The organism is Vreelandella profundi, assembly GCF_019722725.1.
Lineage (GTDB): Bacteria > Pseudomonadota > Gammaproteobacteria > Pseudomonadales > Halomonadaceae > Vreelandella > Vreelandella profundi.
Genome location: NZ_CP077941.1, coordinates 3,554,681 through 3,575,323 on the forward strand (window position 1 = coordinate 3,554,681; position 20,643 = coordinate 3,575,323).

At 54.0% G+C, this 20,643-nt stretch carries 20 protein-coding genes and 1 pseudogene; 4 read left to right on the top strand and 17 right to left on the bottom strand.

Going from position 1 to position 20,643, the window contains the following annotated elements; all coding sequences use genetic code 11:
• Positions 1-35: 35 nt before the first annotated feature.
• Genes KUO20_RS16315 through KUO20_RS16325 form a run of 3 tightly spaced genes read right to left on the bottom strand, consistent with a single transcriptional unit; the run spans position 36 to position 2,503 of the window.
• The gene (locus KUO20_RS16315; RefSeq protein ID WP_235040844.1) at positions 36-1,193 is read right to left on the bottom strand and encodes a M20 aminoacylase family protein; all 1,158 of its coding nucleotides are present in this window, start codon (positions 1,191-1,193) and stop codon (positions 36-38) included.
• Between the two features lie 10 nt (positions 1,194-1,203).
• Positions 1,204-1,698: a hypothetical protein gene (locus KUO20_RS16320; protein ID WP_235040845.1), complete on the bottom strand. Its 495-nt coding sequence runs from the start codon at positions 1,696-1,698 to the stop codon at positions 1,204-1,206.
• A complete protein-coding gene (locus KUO20_RS16325; RefSeq protein WP_235040846.1) occupies positions 1,685-2,503 on the bottom strand; it encodes a DUF3100 domain-containing protein in 819 nt (272 codons plus the stop codon). The genes KUO20_RS16320 and KUO20_RS16325 overlap by 14 nt, the downstream gene beginning before the upstream one ends.
• Before the next feature lie 236 nt (positions 2,504-2,739).
• Between KUO20_RS16325 and yccS the strand changes: the two genes are divergently transcribed.
• On the top strand, positions 2,740-4,944 hold the full coding sequence (yccS, locus tag KUO20_RS16330) for a YccS family putative transporter (protein WP_235040847.1): 2,205 nt from the start codon (positions 2,740-2,742) through the stop codon (positions 4,942-4,944).
• On the opposite strand, the gene recG is transcribed toward yccS, so the two are convergent.
• Both recG and KUO20_RS16340 read right to left on the bottom strand, forming a co-directional pair.
• The gene (recG, locus tag KUO20_RS16335) at positions 4,941-7,019 is read right to left on the bottom strand and encodes an ATP-dependent DNA helicase RecG (protein WP_235040848.1); all 2,079 of its coding nucleotides are present in this window, start codon (positions 7,017-7,019) and stop codon (positions 4,941-4,943) included. The genes yccS and recG overlap by 4 nt on opposite strands.
• Entirely contained in the window at positions 7,016-7,945 is a 930-nt protein-coding gene (locus tag KUO20_RS16340) for a hydrogen peroxide-inducible genes activator (protein WP_235040849.1), read from the bottom strand. The genes recG and KUO20_RS16340 overlap by 4 nt, the downstream gene beginning before the upstream one ends.
• 212 nt (positions 7,946-8,157) lie before the next feature.
• Between KUO20_RS16340 and KUO20_RS16345 the strand changes: the two genes are divergently transcribed.
• Positions 8,158-9,039 carry an SDR family oxidoreductase gene (locus tag KUO20_RS16345; RefSeq protein ID WP_235040850.1) on the top strand — a complete coding sequence of 294 codons (882 nt, stop codon included), beginning with the start codon at positions 8,158-8,160 and terminating at the stop codon, positions 9,037-9,039.
• 26 nt (positions 9,040-9,065) lie between these two features.
• Here the strand turns inward: KUO20_RS16345 and KUO20_RS16350 are convergent, their stop codons facing one another.
• The 4 genes from KUO20_RS16350 to gmk form a co-directional block, all read right to left on the bottom strand.
• Positions 9,066-9,455 carry a RidA family protein gene (locus tag KUO20_RS16350; RefSeq protein WP_096276857.1) on the bottom strand — a complete coding sequence of 130 codons (390 nt, stop codon included), beginning with the start codon at positions 9,453-9,455 and terminating at the stop codon, positions 9,066-9,068.
• Between the two features lie 136 nt (positions 9,456-9,591).
• A complete protein-coding gene (locus tag KUO20_RS16355; RefSeq protein ID WP_235040851.1) occupies positions 9,592-11,736 on the bottom strand; it encodes a RelA/SpoT family protein in 2,145 nt (714 codons plus the stop codon).
• Positions 11,737-11,780: 44 nt separating this feature from the next.
• Positions 11,781-12,038 (bottom strand): DNA-directed RNA polymerase subunit omega, encoded by a 258-nt coding sequence (rpoZ, locus tag KUO20_RS16360; RefSeq protein ID WP_007112267.1) that lies wholly within the window; start codon positions 12,036-12,038, stop codon positions 11,781-11,783.
• A gap of 126 nt (positions 12,039-12,164) precedes the next feature.
• Positions 12,165-12,797: a guanylate kinase gene (gene gmk, locus KUO20_RS16365; protein ID WP_235040852.1), complete on the bottom strand. Its 633-nt coding sequence runs from the start codon at positions 12,795-12,797 to the stop codon at positions 12,165-12,167.
• Between the two features lie 161 nt (positions 12,798-12,958).
• Between gmk and KUO20_RS16370 the strand changes: the two genes are divergently transcribed.
• Positions 12,959-13,654, top strand: coding sequence for an extensin-like domain-containing protein (locus tag KUO20_RS16370; RefSeq protein WP_235040853.1), 696 nt, complete (start codon positions 12,959-12,961; stop codon positions 13,652-13,654).
• Between the two features lie 17 nt (positions 13,655-13,671).
• On the opposite strand, the gene KUO20_RS16375 is transcribed toward KUO20_RS16370, so the two are convergent.
• Together KUO20_RS16375 and KUO20_RS16380 are read right to left on the bottom strand one after the other, a co-directional pair.
• Positions 13,672-13,923 carry a hypothetical protein gene (locus KUO20_RS16375; protein ID WP_235040854.1) on the bottom strand — a complete coding sequence of 84 codons (252 nt, stop codon included), beginning with the start codon at positions 13,921-13,923 and terminating at the stop codon, positions 13,672-13,674.
• Between the two features lie 91 nt (positions 13,924-14,014).
• A complete protein-coding gene (locus tag KUO20_RS16380; protein WP_235040855.1) occupies positions 14,015-15,226 on the bottom strand; it encodes an MFS transporter in 1,212 nt (403 codons plus the stop codon).
• Between the two features lie 231 nt (positions 15,227-15,457).
• On the opposite strand from KUO20_RS16380, the gene KUO20_RS16385 reads away from it, so the two are divergent.
• Complete coding sequence (locus tag KUO20_RS16385; RefSeq protein WP_235040856.1) at positions 15,458-16,069, top strand: DNA-3-methyladenine glycosylase family protein; 612 nt, start codon at positions 15,458-15,460, stop codon at positions 16,067-16,069.
• Between the two features lie 3 nt (positions 16,070-16,072).
• Here the strand turns inward: KUO20_RS16385 and KUO20_RS16390 are convergent, their stop codons facing one another.
• The 6 genes and pseudogenes from KUO20_RS16390 to KUO20_RS16415 form a co-directional block, all read right to left on the bottom strand.
• A complete protein-coding gene (locus KUO20_RS16390; RefSeq protein WP_235040857.1) occupies positions 16,073-16,948 on the bottom strand; it encodes a pirin family protein in 876 nt (291 codons plus the stop codon).
• Between the two features lie 102 nt (positions 16,949-17,050).
• Positions 17,051-17,263 (bottom strand): annotated as a pseudogene (locus tag KUO20_RS16395) (alcohol dehydrogenase); the annotation flags it as partial.
• Between the two features lie 163 nt (positions 17,264-17,426).
• A complete protein-coding gene (locus KUO20_RS16400; RefSeq protein WP_235040858.1) occupies positions 17,427-17,771 on the bottom strand; it encodes an NIPSNAP family protein in 345 nt (114 codons plus the stop codon).
• Positions 17,761-18,270: a TRAP transporter small permease gene (locus KUO20_RS16405; protein ID WP_235040859.1), complete on the bottom strand. Its 510-nt coding sequence runs from the start codon at positions 18,268-18,270 to the stop codon at positions 17,761-17,763. Before KUO20_RS16405 ends, KUO20_RS16400 begins: the two co-directional genes overlap by 11 nt.
• Positions 18,267-19,553, bottom strand: coding sequence for a TRAP transporter large permease (locus KUO20_RS16410; RefSeq protein WP_235040860.1), 1,287 nt, complete (start codon positions 19,551-19,553; stop codon positions 18,267-18,269). Before KUO20_RS16410 ends, KUO20_RS16405 begins: the two co-directional genes overlap by 4 nt.
• Positions 19,554-19,615: 62 nt before the next feature.
• Entirely contained in the window at positions 19,616-20,587 is a 972-nt protein-coding gene (locus tag KUO20_RS16415; protein WP_235040861.1) for a TRAP transporter substrate-binding protein, read from the bottom strand.
• Positions 20,588-20,643 lie beyond the last annotated feature (56 nt).

A 20,643-nucleotide genomic window follows, 5' to 3' on the forward strand; every position in this document is an offset into this window, starting at 1 on the left:
GCTTAAAAAAGAGCGGTTAGCGGTTAACGTCTGCTTTAAACAAGCAGTGCGCGTACAAGCTCCACCCAGTAACGCGTACCTAGCGGAAGCAGCGCGTCGTTAAAGTCATAGTGAGGGTTGTGCAACGAGGCGGAGTCTTCGCCGTTGCCCATCCAAATATACGCCCCCGGCCGTTCGGCGAGCAGAAACGAGAAATCTTCAGAGGCCATGCTCGGCGGCGGGTTACGCAGCACGCTGTCTTGACCCAGTAGGTTTTCCAGTACCGTGGCACAGTGCTGGGCATGCTCTGGGGTATTGATAGTGGCGGGGTAGCAGCGCTGGTAATCCAACTCAACGGTTAAGCCGTGAAACTCTGCCGAACTTGCAATCGCTTGCTTAAAGCGCGCCTCAAGGTGCTCTTTAAGCGCCATATCAAAACAGCGCAATGTGCCGCGCAGCTCCACTCGCTCCGGAATCACGTTGAAAGTATCCCCCGCATGCATGCTGGTAATACTCAACACGGCGGACTGGTTGGGCGGCGTTTCGCGACTCACTAACCCTTGCAGCTGACTAACCAGCTGACAGCTGGCTAGCACCGTATCGATACCCAGGTGCGGCATGGCCGCGTGGCAGCCTTTTCCGGTCAACGTTAAGCTGAAAATATCGAAGGCCGCCATCACATCGGTATCATGCACCGCCGCAACGCCCACGGGCAGCCCCGGCCAGTTGTGCAGGCCGTACACGGCATCCATAGGAAAGCGCTCAAACAATCCGTCTTCAACCATCACGCGCCCACCGCCGGCGCTTTCTTCGGCAGGCTGGAAGATAAACACCACGCGGCCTTTAAAGTCCGGCTGCTGTTTTAATGCCCAGGCGGCACCCAGCAGCATAGTGGTATGGCCATCGTGGCCGCAGGCGTGCATTTTGCCTGGCGTTTGAGAGGCGTACGCAAGCGACGTCTCTTCACGAATATCCAGCGCATCGATATCAGCCCGCAGGCCAATAGTTTTGCCTTCACCGCGCTGGCCATCCAGCGCAGCAACTACGCCAGTACTCGCGAGCCCCGTGGTCACTTCATAGCCCCACTCGGTCAGCAGCGCGGCAATACGCGCACTGGTGCGATGCTCTTCAAAAGCGGTTTCAGGGTGCTGGTGAAAATCGTGACGCCAGGCGCTTAACTCTGCGCTGTCGGGTAAACGAATTGAGGCCGTCATCCTTCTCTCCTTAAAGCATTATGTGAGCCACCACCGCTGAACCAATAAAGGTACCGGTGAAGACTAACAGCGACACAATCACCAGCTTCCAACCGGCCTGTTTGAACATGGCAAATTCGCGCCCGGTAAGCGTCAACCCTGCATACGCCAGCACGGGCGTCACCACCGCCAGAAAGTTCACTGCGGCCAGCTGCGCGATAATCCAATCACTACCGGGAAACACTGGCAGCGTTGCAATAATGCTAATCAGTGACACCCAGGCAACGCTAGGTAGGTAGAAGGGACAAAGCCGCCCCATCACTAAGCCAATGATGACCATCACATATAGAATCAGCATGCCGGGTAGCGCGTCTAATAGCGGCGCACCATTGACCACATTGCTAAACCAGGCCGCGACACACACCGCCGCTAATACCAATGCTGTTTTGCCCAGCTGATTTTCAGGGCGCAGCTCTTTTAACGCTTCAGCGTCAAAGCTATCAACGCTAGTTTCATGAGTTTTCATGGCGGGCCTCCTGGCGCGAACCTTTTAGGCGCTTGTACATCCACTCGGTTACCGGCAGTGCGATAAACAGAGAAACATACAGACCAGTGGCGTAAGTCAGCAGGTTGCTTGCCCCTGCAAAGGCCAGCAGCTCATCCTTAGAAGCAGGCACCGCTTCAGCTAACGCCGCCGAGCATGCCGCCACCATACTGCCGCTACCCACGCCGCATGCCATGGCTAAGGCGCGAATATCAAGAATATCCAACGAGGCGATATAGCCGGCGAGCAAGGCGAAGTAGAGCGTCCCGAACATGGTTCCCACCACGTAAACGCCCATAATGCCGATCCCTTCCGGGCTTCTTAGCCCGTAACGGTCTGAAATAATGGCAATATTCGGTTCACGAGCGATAGAGTAGGTGGCACCAATCGCCTCCCGACCCATTTTGAGCACCAGTACCGCAAAGGGCAGCGCTATCAGCATAGTGCCAAGATTGCCCAGCTCTTGAAGTATTAGCGCGGGGCCTGCAGCGATGATCTGATCAATCGCCGGGCCAATGGTAGATCCGAATTTAGCAATGAACGGCAGGATCGCGATCAAAATGATCGGCCCCGCTGCGCTGCTGACCGGCTTGGGAATAATCTTACCCATGCCCGAAAAAAGATGAGGATTAAACAAAACGCCAATCACAAACGCGTATAGCAGCGGTAATAACAGTAGCGTTCCAGGCCCAAGCGGAATACGCACGATGCCTATCCACTCAGCAAACATCGACGTCACTATCACCATCAGGTGAAGACGCCAGTTCAGCAACAGCTTGAGATCCATTGGGATGATCCTGTTTTTTTTAGAGTCACTGTGAGTATCGAAAGGTTAGTGTTCTAATCATAGAGGTTTAGTGCGCTATTTTTTAGAACATCCCGCCGCTGGATCAATGGCAATGCTGTGACGTAACATGAAAAAATTGATTAAACGTTGATTGAACTGTTGGCGACAAACACCACTGTAACGCTCTATACTGACGAAATTATACTAAAGTCTAATAACCGCCAATAAGAGACGCTATGCCACTTTCACTGCCGCTGCGGCGCCTTTGGACCCTGGATAAGTTTGCTTACAGCCTGCGCGTTTTTATCGCGTTCAGCGGCGCTCTACTATTGAGCGGCCTGTCTGGCGATATAGCGCTCGTTATTCCACTGTTCTTGGGGATTATTGCCTGCGCACTTTCTGAAACCGACGACAGCTGGCAGGGTCGTTTTCAAGCGCTCGTCGTGACGCTACTCTGCTTTACCTTGGCATCGTTTATCGTTCAATGGCTGTTCCCCTGGCCCTGGCTATTTGTCCTTGGGCTGGGTATTTCTACGTTCACGCTGATTATGCTCGGCGCTATTGGTCAGCGTTACGCCACCATTGCCTCGGGCACGCTCATACTGTCGATTTATTCAATGATCAACATCGAACAGCATGGCGGCGTGGATGAAGACGTAGCCGCACGCCAGCTGCTCCTGCTAGGCGGGGCGGTGTGGTATGGATTAATTTCGGTGGTGTGGTGCGCGCTGTTTTCACGCCAGCCGGTAAAGCAGAGCATGGCCCGGGTCTACAAGGCGCTAGGTGAGTTTCTAATATTGAAATCCGCGCTGTTTGAGCCGGTGCGCGGGGTAGATGTCGAAGCACGCAGACTGGCGCTAGCACGCCAGAACGGCAACGTCGTGGACGCGCTCAATCAAGCCAAAGAAATGATTTTTCGCCGCCTTGAAGGCCAGCGCGGCGACCGCCGGCTAAACCGCTACCTGCGTATCTACTTTATCGCCCAGGATATTCATGAACGCGCCAGCTCAACCCACTACCCCTATAGCGCGCTCAGCAAGGCCTTTTTCCATCATGATGTGCTGTTTCGCTGCCAGCGACTGCTAGACCAGCAGGGCCGTTCCTGCCGCCAGCTGGCTAAATCACTGCTGCTCAACCGGCCGTTTGATCACCAGCAAAGCGAAGAAGCCTTGGCCGATCTGCACGCCTCCATTGAGAATCTACGCGACCGGGGCAGGCCCGAATGGCGGCCGCTGCTTTATCCACTGAGTGCCCTCGCTGACAACTTAGCGACGTTAGAAACTCAGCTTGCCAGCGCACACAATCCCGATGCCAGCGAAGAACGCCGCGATAGCGCCCTCTATGATCGCTCGCCCTCCAGCGTGCTAGAAGCCTGGAAGCGGGTGCGTCTAAACTTCACCCTGGGTTCACCCACCTTTCGTCACGCCGTGCGGCTATCCATCGCGCTGATGGCAGGCTATGGATTGTTGCAGTGGATTGACCCTGAACAGGGCTTCTGGATTCTACTCACAACGCTGTTTGTATGCCGGCCGAACTTTGCCACCACGCGGCGGTTCTTATCCCAACGGATTATGGGCACGGTATTGGGTCTGACAGTGGGCTGGGCGTCGATCAGCCTCTTTCCGCACCCGCTAGTGCAAAGCATGATCGCCGTGGCAGCAGGGGTATCGTTCTTTGCCAACCGCGAAAAACACTATGTTATCGCGACCGCCTCTATCACGCTGCTGGTGCTATGCAGCTTCAACCAAGTAGGCGATGGCTTTAACCTTATCTTGCCGCGTCTTTTCGATACATTGATTGGCTCGGTGATTGCGGGATTAGCGGTATTTTTTATTCTACCCGACTGGCAGGGCCGCAGGCTTTACCGCGAGGCCGCCAACGCGCTGAACGGACATCGCCGCTACCTGGAAGAGATTATCCACCAGTATGAGGAAGGCAAGCAGGATGGTTTGGCCTACCGCTTGGCGCGACGCAATGCCCACAACGCCGATGCCGCGCTTTCCACGCTGCTCACCAACATGCTCCACGAGCCCGGCCACTACCGAAAACTGGATGCAGACAACGGCCTGCGTTTTCTAGTGCTTTCCAACACGCTGCTCAGCCACCTGTCGGCCTTAGGCGCCCATCGCCATCAATTAGCCGATGATGAAGACGATGCCACGCTAGTGCCGGTAGCAACACGTATTGGCGAACTGTTAGGTCATATCGCAGAACAGCTAAACAAACGCCAGCCGGTAGCAATACTGACAGAGCAAACGGCCGCGCTATTAGCGCAATTAGAGGAGCAAAGCGCCGCTATCGCAGATGAGCAAGCCGTCGCTCTGTATCGTCCTATTCAGAGCCAGCTGCGCCTCATTGCTGAACAGCTAGCCCCGCTGGGCGAGGCTGCTAATCGGTTGGTCGTCCACGAAGTGCCCGCAGCCAGCAGCGCTAGCGCTTAAACCTGCCCATAGCGGCCCGCGGCTTCTCCCAGCCAGCGGCGTACCAATACGGCGGTGACGTCTGCATTGCCTTGCAGCGCCTGGGCCAAAGCGCTAACGCGCTCTAACAGGTCAGCATCGCGCTCCAGGTCGGCGATTTTCATCTGCGCAAGGCCCGTTTGGCGAGTGCCCAGCACTTCGCCTGGCCCGCGAATTTCTAAATCTTTTTCCGCAATACGGAAACCATCGGTCGTTTCGCGCATGACTGCCAAGCGCTGGCGAGAGCTTTTCGACAGCGGCGGATGATAAAGCAGCACGCAAAAGCTTTCAGTGCTGCCACGTCCTACCCGGCCACGTAGCTGGTGAAGCTGTGAAAGCCCCAGGCGCTCAGGGTTTTCGATAATCATCAGGCTCGCATTGGGCACATCTACACCAACTTCGATCACCGTGGTGGCCACCAGCAAGTCTAGCTCGCCCGCTTTGAATGCCGTCATTACCTCGGCTTTCTCACTGGATTTCATGCGTCCGTGAATCAAACCTACGGCCAGCTCAGGTAACGCCACCGTTAATTCATCACGGGTGACTTCTGCGGCCTGACACTGCAATACCTCGGACTCATCAATCAGCGTACACACCCAATACGCCTGGCGGCCTTCACTGCAGGCAAGCTTAATGCGCTCTACCACTTCAGGGCGCCGCTCATCAGGCACTACCACGGTTTTAACCGGGGTCCGCCCTGGGGGCAATTCGTCGATCACCGATACATCCAGGTCCGCGTAGGCGCTCATGGCCAGCGTGCGTGGAATCGGCGTGGCGGTCATGATGAGCTGGTGCGGGGTCAGTCCGCCCGCCTCGCCTTTTTCACGCAGCGCTAGACGCTGATGCACGCCAAAACGGTGCTGCTCGTCAATAACCGCCAGCCCTAAGCACTGAAAGTGCACGTCGTCTTGGAAAAGCGCGTGGGTGCCCACGATCATTCGCGCGCGGCCATCGGCAATCGCGGCCTTCGCATCCAGCCGCGCTTTGCCTTTGAGCTTACCCGCTAGCCACGCTACTTCGATACCCAGCGGCTCAAACCACGCTTTAAACGAGCGGTAGTGCTGCTCAGCAAGGATTTCCGTCGGTGCCATGATCGCGGCTTGGCAGTTACCCGCCAGGGCACACAGCGCCGCCATGGCCGCCACGACGGTTTTACCCGACCCCACATCGCCTTGAACCAAGCGCAGCATGGGGGCTGGACGGCTTAAATCGAGGCTGATCTCTTCCAATACACGGCGCTGAGCACCGGTCAGAGCAAACGGCAGCTGTGCTAAAAAACGCGCCTGTAGGCTACGCCCTGAGGGTAGCGCCGGAGCGCCGTCGGCCTGAATACGCAGACGAACCTCGCGCAGGCTTAACTGATGAGCCAGCAGCTCTTCCAACGCGAGCCGACGCGTGGCCGGATGCTGCCCCCAGGTCAACTGTTCGATATTCACATCGGGCGGCGGCTGGTGAAGTAAGTGCAAACTGGCGTGAAGCCCCGGTAGCTGAAAGCGCTGGCGCAGCGCGTCAGGAATAACGTCAGGCAGCGCTTCGGGGGCCGCGTCTAATAGCCCAAGAGCCTGCTGCGTCAAGGCACGCAGGCGCGGCTGGTTGAGCCCTTCGGTGGTGGGATAAATAGGCGTGAAGTACTCATCTACCGGCGCTTCACTGCCCCCCACCAACCGGTATTCGGGATGATAGATCTCTAAACCCGTTGCCCCAGCACGCGCTTCTCCAAAGGCGCGCACGCTCGCACCGGGGTGCAGCTGTTGCTGCTGGGCAGGCGAGAAGTGGAAAAAGCGCAGGCTCAAAATACCGCTGTTATCACGCACGCGGACTAGCAGGCTGCGGCGGCGCCCTTTTACCACGTCGCAGGCCGTCACTTCGCCCTCAATCACCGCTTCTTGCCCGGCGCGCAGTAGGCCAATGGGCGTCAGGCGAGTGCGGTCTTGATAGCGTAGCGGCAGATGAAAGAGCAGGTCGCTAACATGCTGAATGGCTAAGCGGCTAAGCTTTAGCGCGAGGGCTTCGCCAACGCCTTTCAGCGACGTAACGGGCGCGGAGAGATCACTCATGAAGCGCTTTTCACGGCCTGAGTGGGCTGACGGCACTGGCTGATCGCCTGAATCAACGCTTCAATCGCCTTTGGCCGCGGAAAGCTTGCCCGCCAGGCAATCGCCACGGTGCGCGACGGTGCAGGCTCAACAAAGGGGCGACTGACCAACATGGCATTTTCATACTGGGCGGTACCTAGCGCCGACTGCGGCAAGACGGTAATGCCTAACCGGGAGGCCACCATATGGCGAATGGTCTCAAGCGAGCCGCCTTCCGCTATCAGCGTGTTATTGGGACTATTGAGCTTTTGGGTAATCGCCGGGCAGGCTTCAAGAATTTGATCACGGAAGCAGTGGCCTTCACCGAGTAATAATAGCCGCTCTTCGAGTAAATCTTCTTTATTGATCGCCTCGCGCGTCACCCAGGCGTGATTAGCCGGCATTAACACTTCAAACGCTTCGTCGTAGATCGGCTTGGTGACCACATCGGTTTCGGTGAAGGGCAGTGCCACAATAATCACATCCAGCTCACCGCTTCTTAGCTTGCCGCGCAGAGTGCCGGTCATGCCCTCTTCGATATACAGCGGCATCTGCGGAGCTGCGTTAGCCAGCGCGGGCACCAGGTGCGGAAATAAATAGGGCCCTATGGTGTAGATCGCGCCAATGCGCAGCGGGTTGGCCAGCTGGTCTTTACCGCTGCTGGCCAGCTCAAATATCAGCGTGCTCTGCTCGAGCACACGCTGAGCCTGGGCAACAATTTTTTCACCCAACGGCGTTACCTGCACGGTGGATTTCGAGCGCTCAAATAGCGGCGTCTCAAGCTCTTCTTCCAGCTTTTTCACTGCCACCGATAGCGTGGGCTGAGAGACATGGCAGCGCTCTGCCGCGCGGCCAAAATGGCGCTCTTGGGCAAGGGTTACGATGTAGCGAAGTTCTGTTAAAGTCATAGCGGTGCCAATGGCATCCTCTCGTAGCAGCGTGTGACTAATAGCATGCTGGCAGCGGGACGGAAAAGGACAAGCAAGCTCTGCCGACAATCTTCTCAACTGACGATTTTCACAACTGACGATTCTTGGAACTGACAGCGTCATGGTTCACTGTAATCGTTGGCAGAGACTTTGTATCTAATAGGGAATATTAATCAACAGGAGTGAGCACGGTGAAGCTAACCGTACTGATTATCGGCTGTGGCGATATTGGGATCAACCTTGGGCGCGAGCTGTTGGAAGAAGGGCACCGGGTGATTGGCTTACGCCGCAACGTCGAGGCCTTAAAGGGCACCGGTATTAAACCGCTAGCGCTAGACCTGAATAGCTTGGAAGACGCCGACGCCTCAAGCCTTCCTCACGCCGACTACGTCGTGTATACGGTCAGCGCGGACCGCTTTGAAGAAAGCGCTTATCAAAGTGCTTATCCCGAAGGCTTAAAGCGCGTGCTGGGCATCATGGCGCAGCACAAGAAGTCGCCGCGTCGGGTATTTTTTGTGTCTTCGACCAGTGTCCATGGCCAGCAAGAAGGCGAAGTGGTCAATGAGGAAAGCCCCACCGATCCGACTAGCTTCTCTGGCAAGCTGATGTGCGAAGCCGAGCAGGCGCTGATTAATCATGCGCTACCCGGTACGGTGATTCGCTTCTCCGGCATCTATGGCCCAGGCCGTGACCGGCTGATTCATCAGGTCGCCGAAGGTCGCGTGGCCGCCATTACACCGGTGATTTACTCCAACCGCATTCACCGCGACGACTGTGCCGGCATTATCGCCCACTTGATTCGTCGCCAGGAAAGCGGCGAGCCGCTGGAAGATATCTATCTCGGCAGCGACTGCGAGCCCGTTACGATGCATAACGTCATGATGTGGCTCGCCCAGCAGCTGAAAGTAGAGGCCACTGAGACGATGCAATCGCCGTTACGCCGCCGCGCCAGCAAGCGCTGCGATAACCAGCGGCTCATTGACGCCGGCTATCAATTCCGCTTCCCAAGCTACCGTGAAGGTTATGCACAGGTGCTTAAAGAAGGTGGTTTTCTAGCGGTTAATCCCGTCTAAAATACAGCGGTTTAGCGCCGGCGGGATTAATCGCCGATGATCATCACGGCTTCAGCTTCCACCTGGCTGCCTTTGGGCAGCGCTTTGACGCCGACGGCGGCGCGGGCAGGGAAAGGTGCTGTGAAGAACTCTTCCATGACTTGGTTAACAATGGCAAAGTTATCCAAGTCCACCAAGTACAGATTCAGCTTCACGATATCACTCAGTGAACCTGCTGCTTCTTCACACACGGCCTGCAGGTTGGCGAAGACTTGGCGTGCCTGAGCTTCAAAGTCCTCTGATACAATCGCCATGGTGGCAGGGTCGAGCGGAATCTGGCCAGAAAGATAAACCGTGTTACCCGCTTTAATAGCCTGGGAGTAAGGGCCAATAGCAGCTGGGGCTTTACTGGTGTTGATAACAGCCTTATTGCTCATGCGATGCTCGCTCCTTCAGTTAGTCATAAGTCGTTCGAATAGCTCGTTAGAATAGCTCGTTAGAATAAGTACCCAGCCAATACCACCAATAGCAGACGCTACCGATATAGCATCAGTACGTCGTAGATAGGGATAGTTAGTTGGCGAGTCGGGTGATTTTGCCGACATTGGGTAGATTACGGATTCGTTTGATAATCCGTGCTAAATGCACTCGTCCTTTCACAGATAGCGTCAGCGTCACCGTCGAAAGGCGTGCATCGCGTTCTTCAATGCCAATACGTTCGATATTGGCATCCGCATCCGTTATTAGTCCAGCCAGCTCAGCCACAAGCCCACGGCGGCTCTCAATTTCGATGCGCAGGGCGACCGGGAAGTCTTCATCAATCGTGTCTGACCACTCCAACGCGAAGAGCTTGTCGGGATCATTTTTATCGGCAAAGTTCTTATCAACAACGTTTTTACATTCAGCACGGTGTACGACTAAGCCCTTGCCCATGGAAAGATGGCCAACCACCGGGTCGCCCGGCAGCGGGTGGCAGCAGCGCGCAAAGTTGATCACCATGCCTTCACTGCCGCTGATCACTACCGCTTTGCCACCGTCCTCGGTAGCAGGATGCTCATAGTGACCGCCGTGTGCGGCATCCACTAATCGTCTTGCCACCACTTGCGTCATACGATTACCCAGCCCCAGCGACTCCAGTAGCGAGTCTTCAGACGACACGTCCAGCTCTTTAAAGGCGCGCTTGAGCACGCTTTCGTCCAGCTCTTCCAGGCTGGTATCAAACGGTGCCAGGGCTTTATTGAGCAATCGACGCCCCAGCATGACGGCTTCGGTTTGCTGCTGATATTTGAGCGCATGGCGAATGGCTGAACGCGCCTTCGCGGTCGTCACGAAGTTAAGCCAGGCAAGATTGGGGCGCGCACCGGGGGCGGTGATAATTTCGAGCGTCTGGCCGCTTTCTAAACGTGTAGAGAGCGGCGCCAAGTGGCGATCAATGCGGCAGGCGATACAGTTATTGCCGATATCCGTATGCACGGTGTAAGCAAAATCGATCACGGTAGCCCCCTGGGGAAGCTCCATGATGTCGCCTTTGGGCGTAAACACGTAGATATCATCAGGGAACAGGTCATTTTTGACGTGTTCAATAAATTCCAGTGAGTCGCCGGCATGGCGCTGCATTTCCAGCAGGCCCTTAACCCATGCCCGGGCACGGGCATGGCTACCTTCGGCAATCGGATGCGAGGTTTGCCCCGCCTTGTAAAGCCAGTGGGCGGCAATACCGTTATTCGCCATGGCTTCCATTTCGCGCGTGCGTATCTGAACTTCGATGGGCATCCCGCGTGAGCCAAATAGCGTGGTATGCAGGCTCTGGTAGCCGTTGGCCTTGGGAATCGCGATATAGTCTTTAAAACGCCCTGGGACCGGCTTATAGAGATTATGCACCACGCCTAAAATACGGTAGCAGCTGGCGACATCTTCCGTGATGATGCGAAAACCAAAGACATCCATGATCTCGGCAAAGGGCTTACGCTGGTCGCGCATCTTCTTATAAATCGACAGAAGATGCTTTTGGCGCCCAATCACGGTGCCATTGAGCCCATCATCATCGAGGCTTTTTTGCAGCGATGACTGAATCTCGCGCATGGCGCTACGCCGATGCCCGCGAGCATTAGCGACGGCGCGCTTAATGCGCTCAGAACGCATAGGATGAATGGCCTGAAAAGAGAGATCTTCAAGCTCAACGCGAATGGTGTTGATACCTAGGCGCCCGGCAATGCGGGCGTAAATTTCCAGCGTTTCACGGGCAATACGGCGCTTTTTATCCGGACGCAGTGCCCCAAGCGTGCGCATGTTATGCAGCCGGTCAGCCAGCTTGACGATGATGACGCGAATATCTCGCGACATCGCCAGCACCATTTTCTGGAAGTTCTCGGCCTGAGCAACCGCTTTGTCTTCAAAGGTGATTTGGGTAAGCTTTGATACCCCGTCCACCAGCTCTGCCACCGGTTTTCCAAACTGTTCTGCCAGGGCTTTTTTGGAGACCCCGGTATCTTCGATAACATCATGCAGCATGGCCGCCATCAAGCTTTGATGGTCCATGTGCATGTTGGCAAGAATGTTCGCCACCGCTAGCGGGTGGGTAACATAAGGCTCGCCAGAGCGCCGCCGCTGGCCATCGTGGGCCTGCTCAGCGTAGTAGAAGGCGCGTTTGACCTGCTGGATTTCAGCCGGGGGTAAATAGCCGCCGAGCCGGTCGGCCAGGTCATCAATGGTGAACATCTACCGCGCCTCTATCGCTTGCGTTATCGATTTCGTGATAACCGTTAGTCGTCGATATGAGTCGGTGCCATCGCAGGGCGCGGACGCACGGCGGCTTCAACAGGCTCGTCCAGAACCGTGTGATCCACCAGGCCTGCCGCAATTTCACGCAGCGCCATTACCGTCGGCTTGTCGTTTTCCCACGGTAGCAGGGCATCACGTGAGCCGCGAGCCAGCTGGCGGGCACGCTGGGTAGAAATCATCACCAGCTTGAAGCGGTTTTCAACATTTTCAAGACAATCTTCAACGGTTACGCGAGCCATGGGAGCCTTCCTGTTATGACAGAACCAGGCCGGCGCCGTATGGAACATAAACGGGCCGACCCAGCGGAAAAACGCATTTAACACCGCACTTAAAAACGGCATTTAAAAACAATAGAACCGAACAGATTACTCGATTGAAGGCGCCTGTGACAAGAGCGCAGATAATAGCAAAGCGTGGCGCTCGCTCATTAGCGAGCGGCTTAAGCGACGGCTGATGACCAGCGACTGTAATTCTTGCAACGCGGTGGTGAAGTCATCGTTGACGACGAGGTAGTCATATTCATGGTAATGGGACATCTCGCTGACCGCTTCGCGCATGCGCCGGGCGATGACCGCATGTTCGTCGGTGCCACGGCTTGATAAGCGCCGCTCCAGCTCATCACGCGACGGCGGTAAAATAAAAATCGATACCGCATCAGGCATTTGCACGCGCACCTGCTGTGCGCCCTGCCAGTCAATTTCAAGAATAACGTCCTGCCCAGCCGCCAGTAATGCTTGTACCGCCTGACGTGAGGTGCCGTAGTAATTATCAAATACTCTGGCATACTCAAAAAACTCACCGCGCGCGATCATCGCTTCAAACGCGGCCACATCAGTGAAATGGTAGTTCACGCCATTCACTTCACCCTCGCGCTTAACGCGGGTAGTGTGCGACACCGATACTTGAATACCATCCAGGCTTTCGATGAGTTCACGCACCAAACTGGTCTTGCCAGCACCCGACGGAGCAGAAACGATAAAAAGCGTACCTTGGGACATGAAGCACTTTCCCTCGCTTGCGAAAATAAGTTGCGAAAATTAGTAACGAAAATAAAGAGCCATAATAAACAAAACGGCTGCAGGAAAGCAGCAAGGCCGCGCAGTATCGCACACCCATCGCTGCGGCTGTAGGGTTAGTAACAACATACAGGGAGGTAAATATGCGCAGTACGCTGTTTATATTAGCTTTAATAGCGCTGGGCGTAGCCCTGCAAAAAGGCATTATTGAGATTCCCCGCCACTGGGCGCCCTGGGCACCGCTACACGTTGACGACCCCATTACGCCCATCACTCAGCTCAAGCTCAGCCGCCTGGCAGATGATCGCGCGGGCTGCCTGGCCGCCTTAGATACGGCCCCTGCGGGCGAGCTGCGCTATACGCCGCTGGCAGATTACGCCCCTACCGCGAGCTGCCCGCTATCCAATATCGTGCGAATGCAATCAAGCGGCGTCGCGTTTAATCAGAGCTTCGTAGCCTCCTGCCCCATGGCACTGGCCTGGGTCATGTACGAACGCCACGCATTACAGCCCGCAGCCGAGCAGCTGATGGGCAGTCGCGTCAGCCAGGTGAATCATGTCGGCAGCTTTGCCTGCCGGAACGTCTATGGTCGAGAAACAGGCAGGCGCAGCGAACACGCCACCGCCGAAGCGCTGGATGTCACCGGGTTTCAATTCGAAAATGGCGAGCGTATTACGGTGTTAAATAACTGGGATGATGAAGGCGCAACGGGTGAGTTCTTACGCGCCGCGCGCGATGGCGCCTGCGATACGTTCGGCAATATTCTCGGGCCCGATTACAACGCCGCGCATGCCGATCACTTTCATATGGGCATGCGCGGCTTTAGGCTCTGCCGCTAAGCAGTGTCAACCGCCCTTTATTCGAGGTTGATGTCGTCTTCATCGGTCGCCGCACCGGTGGCAGCACCGACACCACCACCAATAACGGCGCCCTGTACAACGCTACCACCGGTTACGGCCGCAGCACCGGCACCCACGGCCGCACCAACGCCAGCGCCACTAGTGGCACGCTCGCCGGTGGTCGTGCCACAGCCTGCTATAGCGACGGCCATCGCAACAATTGCGCCAAGGGCCAGAATACGCGAGTTTTTCAATAACTGAGTGTGCATGGTCATCTCCTTATGGGTTGCTCCCCTTACACACTAGAAAAAAATTCACGTATTTACCATTTAATTATCGCTGTTCGATAACGATAAATAGCTACGCTCGCCGGGTCGCAACGCCATAAGTGCGCTTTTCCAGCCAGCGCCCTGCGGCAAAAATAAGCAAGCCGCAAAGCGCTAATCCTGCGCCCACTAATCCCGTGCTCGACCAGGTAAAGCCTGCACTAATGGCCAGCCCAGCCAGCCACGCGCCGAGCGCGTTTGCACCGTTAAAAGCCGCATGGTTGAGCGAGGCCGCCATGGCTTGGGCATCTTCGGCCACATCCATTAAGCGGGTTTGCAGCGAAGGCGCTAACGCCATACTGGTGCCTACCAAACCGACACACAAAAGCCCTGTCCAAACGTTATTCGCCGCAAAGTAAAATAGCCCTTGAACAATGCCACACCACAGCAAGATGCGCGGGATCGCGCGCATGAGATTTTTATCTGCCATGCGGCCACCGATCAAATTACCGGCGATGGAGCCCAGGCCAAAAATCACTAGCACTAAGGGGCCCAGCGACTCACTCATGCCCGCCTGCCGGGTCAGTGTTGGCATTACATAGCTAAAAATAGCGAACATACCGCCGCAGCCAATGCAGGCCAGGGCTAAGGTCACTAACACGCGCTGTTTAAGCAACGCAGACAGCTCGCGCACGGGGCTGGCGCCTTTATCCACCGGTTGAACCGGGACATAAAGACGTATTAGCAGAGCGGTAAGCAGAGCAATTCCCCCCACACCCACAAACGCGATTTGCCAGCCAAACTGGTTGCCGGCCCACGTTCCTAGCGGCGCCCCGATCAAAATAGCCACCGTTAAGCCCAGCATCACTCTGGAGATGGCGCGTGCCCGTTGGTCCACCGGTACCGCCCCCGCGGCGACCAGCGCGGCAATACCAAAATAGGCCCCGTGAGGCAAACCCGCGAGAAAACGCAGGCCCACAAATGACCAGAAGCTCGGTGCCATAGCGCTGGCTATGTTGCCCACCGCAAACACCAGCATCAGTATGATTAATAGCAGCCGCCGAGGCGCGCGCGCAGCCAGCGCTGCAATTAACGGCGCCCCCACCACAACACCCAGCGCGTAGCTGCTGATCGCGTAGCCCACCTGGGGAACCGTGACGGCTAAGTCACCCGCCACGCGGTTCATCAACCCCATGATGACGAATTCGCTAGTGCCTATCCCAAACCCGCCTAGCGCCAACACAAATTCGGCCAAGCGCGGGTTACGCGCCAGCCCTTGGGACGACGATGCTGTCGAATCCTGCATGTTTATCTCCTAGGGGTACCGCTGTGTTGGCACCTTGATTAGCGCAAATGATCGCAGGATTAGACGAAAGTATAAACATGCCGCGTTTAAAAAGTTAGCAGACAAAAAGCATTCGCCATACGCCGCGTATGCTCTCTAACGTTCATTGAGCTTTATCAACAGGCCTGTGCACAGTACTGTTCACTTAATCCTGCTCACTTAACTGTTTATTTCTTTAATAGGGTGAAGGCGATGACACTCGATACCATTGAGCACGCCATGGCGGCACTTGCTGAGGTCGACTCGGATATTGCCCGCGCCTACCCATTGGTGGGTGCGCCAAGCCCACGCCAGCGCGACCAGGGGTTTGCGACGTTTTTCAGCACCATCGTTAGCCAGCAACTTTCCACCGAAGCGGCACGCGCGATTATGGGCCGTGTAAACACACTACTGCCTGAGCTGCATGCAAAAGCGGTGATGGACGTGGAGGGCCAAGCGCTGCGCGATGCCGGGCTCTCCTGGCTCAAAATCGAATATGCCAAAGGGCTGGCAGACGCCGAACTCGCCGGCACCTTTAGCGCCGATGGGCTTGAACGGCTAAACGATGACGACGCCATTGCCGCGATTACCGCGCTGCGCGGTTTTGGTCGCTGGAGCGCTGAAGTGTACCTAATGTTTTCGCTCAACCGCCCGGATATCTTTCCTGCCGACGATCTGGCCCTTCGCGTCGCCTTAGGGCGCCTGAAAGGAATGGATAACAAACCCACGCCCAAGCAGGCGCGCCAAATGGTAGAGCACTGGTCGCCATGGCGCAGCGTGGGCTCGCTGTTTCTGTGGCACTACTATCGAGGTGAGCCTTTATAAGGGCTAAACGTTCAACCCACCAAACTTGCCGTTCTGGTAATCGTCGACCGCCTGAGCAATCTCTTCACGGGTATTCATCACGAAAGGCCCGTGGGAAAACACCGGCTCATCAATCACATCGCCATGGCCAAACAGCAGGCGCGCATCGCTACTGGCTTCAATGTCGAGGCTATCGCCGTCGCGATCCACTTCGATCAAATGGTGAGACTGAACGGGCTCGCCACCCACCTCAACATCGCCATCGACCACGTAAAGAAACACTTGCCGCCCTGGCGCTGCCGGTAGCTGCTCACGCGTGCCGGCCCGCAATCGCAGTGTCGACATAAACACGCCCGTCAGCGTTTCGATAGGGCCAGCCTGCTCCTGCCACTGCCCGGCGATCAGGTTCAGCTCGCCGCCGCCCGGTAACGCAATGACGGGAATTGATTCCTGCTGTAATCCCACATAGCGCGGCTCGCTCATTTTCAAATGCGCAGGCAGATTAACCCACAGCTGCAGAATCTCCAGCGGGCCGCCGTCGCGTAGAAACTCCGACGGCGAGATTTCCGCATGCACGATGCCGCTGCCCGCCGTCATCCACTGCACTCCACCTTTATGAATCACGCTTTGATGGCTGGCACTGTCAGCATGAGCCAGCGACCCCTCTAAAATAAACGTCACCGTTTCAAACCCACGATGCGGGTGCGGGCCAAACGGCAAGCCACGGTTATTAGCCGGATACGTTTGCGGGCCGTGGTGATTCAAAAACAGAAACGGATCGAGCTGTTCAAGCGCAGGCCCCGGCAACGGCCGACGGGTGACTAAATCACCGATATCATCGCGCTGCGCGGGGTGCTGGGCGATGACACGGCGAAGGAATTGAGAACTGGCTGATGACATAACGGACTCCTTACAAATATACCCCTAGCGTAAAACCTACGCCCAGCAATAAGGAGCGAATAATTTGCCCCGATTCATTGAAATAAATCGTTATCTAACATTTCAAAACTCAGTCACCAGCGTTACGCCCGCTCCTTCGAATCTATCCATGTTCATCAGCGCATCAATTGACTGCTCAAGCGTAATCCGCTTGCCAATTAGCCTTTCAGGCGCCAGCTTTCCAGACGCTATCATCGCCAGCATGGCGTCATAACGGTGCGCCTGCATACCGTGGCTGCCCAGTATTTCAAGCTCGTTGGCAATGACCTTGCTCATCGAGGAGAGGGTCAACATAGGATAGGACTCTAAAGTGTAGCGCTACTCAATCAGGGGGTGACGTCGGCCTGCTCGACAAACGCAGGTGGCAAGCCTTAACCAAAATTTTGCGCCAGGGCTTAGCAGCCGCTGGCGCAAAAAATATCAAGCATTAGAACATCGACTAGCGGGGGCTATTGACCAGACTATTAAAAGGATCGAAAAAGGGTGCCGCGTTCAAGATTGTATTTTCTTGATTGACCAAATAACCAGCCTCGGCACTTTTTGCAAGATACGTTGCCCACTCTGGATCAGCCTGAAGAGCGCGGCGTTTGGCAGCCCGATCGTCTGCATCTTTATACATCCAGACGTGAACATAGGAGTTCACGTTTCCCGTTTCAACAGCACCATAAACAACCGGATAACCCAAATGCTTAGATTGAACGTCCCAACCATAATCCTCATATAATTTCATATGCTTTTTAATTGTACCGGGGCGGCAAGTATAGGTTCTTAGATCATAAATCATTTAGTAGCTCCTTTTCACAGTTAATAGAATTAGTTTTTATTTCTTTCAATGCTATAAAGACATCTCTAAGCGAGTAAGCACTCATTAACACACCGGCAATGGGGATTGATACGTAAAAAAGTCCAATGGGTAAATTTAAAACCGGAGTTAATGCGCTGCTTTTTTCTGTAAGCCGCCAGCCATACCATGTCATCGTTAGAAAAAACACTACGGATAATAAAGCTATCAACATTTTAAGTACTGGCGCAGCGTATCGTTGGCTTAAGGTTTTTTCGAGCCAATCTACTCTAAAGTGAGACCCCTCTCTCCATAAAGCAGCGGAGCCCATAAAAACCATCCAGGCAAATAAGCCTTGCACTACTTCATCCAGCCAAGCAAAGCTTGCAAGCTGAAAGCCGCGCGCAAAAACATTCACAAAGAGAAGAATGAATAAAGCGGATAAACACAGGATTGCGATGCCCCGCAACACATGACCAATAGCTATATCTAATTTATTCATGGATTCATTACCAGCCTAGGAAGCCAAGTTGATATTTCAGGAAATATTACAACCGCTAACAAAACGGCAAAAAGACCGATTAGATAAGGAACCAACGCACGTGACAGCCTGCCAACGGTAATATTCGCTATAGATGATGTTGCAAACAAGACCATACCTACAGGAGGTGTGAGCAGACCAACCATCGAGCACATAATCATAATGACGCCAAAATGAACGGGGTCTACACCAATTTGTGTGATCACAGGAAAAAATAGCGGTACCGTTAATACGATTACAGCAATACCTTCTAAAAACATCCCGAGGATTAATAATATAATAACGATAATCGCCATTATTATTGCGGGATTGGTTGAAAATGAAAGCATTGTTTCAACCAACTGATTCGGGACTCTCTGATGTATCAGTAACCATCCAAAAAAGCCAGCAGCGGCAATCACAAACATAACGCGCACGGTATGAGTTAATGTATCCCAAAGAATAGAAGGAAGATCAGAAACCTTAATTTCTCGATAAACAACCATCGAGAGAAAAAGAGCGTATGCGCTTGCCATAACACCGGCTTCAGTCGGCGTAAACAGCCCTCCAAATATGCCAGCGATGATAATAACCGGTGTTAATAACGATAACAATGCAGATAAAAAACTGCGCCCTATTTCGAACCAATCAATATGATCACGACGAGACATCTTGTGGCGTAAAGCATGAATATAAACGGCTAGCATAAGTGCTAAAGCCATTAAAATACCGGGTACAACCCCGGCTAGAAATAGCTGCGCAACAGAAACACCCGTAATGGAGGAATATAAAACGAAAGGGATCGACGGTGGAAATACTGGCCCAATAGTCGATGATGCAGCGGTAATGGCAGCAGAAAAATCCGGATCATAATTGCGTTCTGCCATTGCCTTAAGCTCAACTTGCCCAAGGCCAGCTGCATCCGCCACGGCCGCTCCTGACATGCCAGAAAAGAACAGAGAGGCAAGCACGTTAACTTGACCTAACCCGCCACGGATATGACCGACACATGCATCCGCAAAATTAAATATCCTATGCGTTATCCCACCGGTGTTCATAAGATTACCAGCCAGGATAAAAAAGGGTATGGCTAGAAGCGTGAATCCTGTCGTAGCGGAAAACATACGCTGGGGCAACATTGCGAGAATGTCGAAATTACCCTGAAGAGCATAGAACCCTACCGAAACCAGGCCTAATGAAACAGCAACAGAGAGACCTATCCCAATTAAACTAACAAGGCATCCTAAAATCAAGAAAGTAATCATATTTCATACCTTTTGTCAGTTTAGAGCGCTAAACCAGCCACTCCAAACTGTACCCTGATAGGTTAATCTAAGAAGTTCAGGAAGGTTTCCATATTGTCCTGCCCAACATGTTCCGCTACACGTGCTCTAGCGGGCCCCATAAGTTCAACAAAAAGAGATAAATCAGGTTCAGTTACCTGCATACCACGCTCTTTAAGCGCTGCAATCTCTTCTTCCTCTTGAGCCATAACAGCTTCACGCATCATCGCTGAAGCCGCTAGGCTCTCTTCTTTAATAATGGTTTGCTGCTCTTGAGTAAGCGAATCCCATGTGTTTTTATTAATCACATGGACCATTGAATTATATACATGCCGGGTCAAGGCTAAATGATCTTGAAAATCGTTTAAGTTATAATGGTATATAACACTAATCGGATTTTCCTGTCCATCAACGACACCTTGATTAAGTGCGTTAGGCAGCTCAGGAAACGAAATTTGTGCTGTCGAAGCCCCAAGCGCTTCAAGTGCTGCAACAATTTGAAGCTCTGGTGGAGTACGTAGTTTTAATCCTTTTACGTCTTCGGGTGTTTCAATTGGCCTCTCATTATTGGTTATATGACGGAAACCATATTCCCAATTTGATAATAAGACTAATCCTTGCGACTCTAGTTGGGGAGCAACCCAGTCATAGAAAGGCCCATCTAAAACGCGGTGCGCCTCTTCATAGCTATCAAATGCAAAAGGGGTCATGACAGTGCCGAATGCTTTAACATATTTATCCAGTCCACCTTGAGTGGGTAGATTCATATCGACGACACCTAAAACCGTCTGTTCTAATTGCTCAGGCGGTGAACCAAGTTCATTAGCAGGATAAAGCTCAACAGAAATTTCATTATTGGTTCTTTGGCTTACATTCTCAGCGAATTGCAACGCCGCTTCATGTCCGGGATGCGTTTCCGCAGCAAAGTGTGCCATTCGAAGCGTAATTTCTTGCGCACTTACGGTGCTTGAAATAATAAAGGCACAAGTACCCGTAATAATATATTTATAGTTCATTTGAGAGTCTCTTTTTAGTTGTTACTTATTATTGAGTTCTACTGGAAAAATATAAT

What these genes read in the sequence shown, in the direction of transcription:
- KUO20_RS16315 (WP_235040844.1), bottom strand. Translation starts at nt 1,193, where the DNA reads ATGACGGCCTCAATTCGTTTACCCGACAGCGCAGAGTTAAGCGCCTGG.
- KUO20_RS16320 (WP_235040845.1), bottom strand. Translation starts at nt 1,698, where the DNA reads ATGAAAACTCATGAAACTAGCGTTGATAGCTTTGACGCTGAAGCGTTA.
- KUO20_RS16325 (WP_235040846.1), bottom strand. Translation starts at nt 2,503, where the DNA reads ATGGATCTCAAGCTGTTGCTGAACTGGCGTCTTCACCTGATGGTGATA.
- yccS (WP_235040847.1), top strand. Translation starts at nt 2,740, where the DNA reads ATGCCACTTTCACTGCCGCTGCGGCGCCTTTGGACCCTGGATAAGTTT.
- recG (WP_235040848.1), bottom strand. Translation starts at nt 7,019, where the DNA reads ATGAGTGATCTCTCCGCGCCCGTTACGTCGCTGAAAGGCGTTGGCGAA.
- KUO20_RS16340 (WP_235040849.1), bottom strand. Translation starts at nt 7,945, where the DNA reads ATGACTTTAACAGAACTTCGCTACATCGTAACCCTTGCCCAAGAGCGC.
- KUO20_RS16350 (WP_096276857.1), bottom strand. Translation starts at nt 9,455, where the DNA reads ATGAGCAATAAGGCTGTTATCAACACCAGTAAAGCCCCAGCTGCTATT.
- KUO20_RS16355 (WP_235040851.1), bottom strand. Translation starts at nt 11,736, where the DNA reads ATGTTCACCATTGATGACCTGGCCGACCGGCTCGGCGGCTATTTACCC.
- rpoZ (WP_007112267.1), bottom strand. Translation starts at nt 12,038, where the DNA reads ATGGCTCGCGTAACCGTTGAAGATTGTCTTGAAAATGTTGAAAACCGC.
- gmk (WP_235040852.1), bottom strand. Translation starts at nt 12,797, where the DNA reads ATGTCCCAAGGTACGCTTTTTATCGTTTCTGCTCCGTCGGGTGCTGGC.
- KUO20_RS16370 (WP_235040853.1), top strand. Translation starts at nt 12,959, where the DNA reads ATGCGCAGTACGCTGTTTATATTAGCTTTAATAGCGCTGGGCGTAGCC.
- KUO20_RS16375 (WP_235040854.1), bottom strand. Translation starts at nt 13,923, where the DNA reads ATGCACACTCAGTTATTGAAAAACTCGCGTATTCTGGCCCTTGGCGCA.
- KUO20_RS16380 (WP_235040855.1), bottom strand. Translation starts at nt 15,226, where the DNA reads ATGCAGGATTCGACAGCATCGTCGTCCCAAGGGCTGGCGCGTAACCCG.
- KUO20_RS16385 (WP_235040856.1), top strand. Translation starts at nt 15,458, where the DNA reads ATGACACTCGATACCATTGAGCACGCCATGGCGGCACTTGCTGAGGTC.
- KUO20_RS16390 (WP_235040857.1), bottom strand. Translation starts at nt 16,948, where the DNA reads ATGTCATCAGCCAGTTCTCAATTCCTTCGCCGTGTCATCGCCCAGCAC.
- KUO20_RS16400 (WP_235040858.1), bottom strand. Translation starts at nt 17,771, where the DNA reads ATGATTTATGATCTAAGAACCTATACTTGCCGCCCCGGTACAATTAAA.
- KUO20_RS16405 (WP_235040859.1), bottom strand. Translation starts at nt 18,270, where the DNA reads ATGAATAAATTAGATATAGCTATTGGTCATGTGTTGCGGGGCATCGCA.
- KUO20_RS16410 (WP_235040860.1), bottom strand. Translation starts at nt 19,553, where the DNA reads ATGATTACTTTCTTGATTTTAGGATGCCTTGTTAGTTTAATTGGGATA.
- KUO20_RS16415 (WP_235040861.1), bottom strand. Translation starts at nt 20,587, where the DNA reads ATGAACTATAAATATATTATTACGGGTACTTGTGCCTTTATTATTTCA.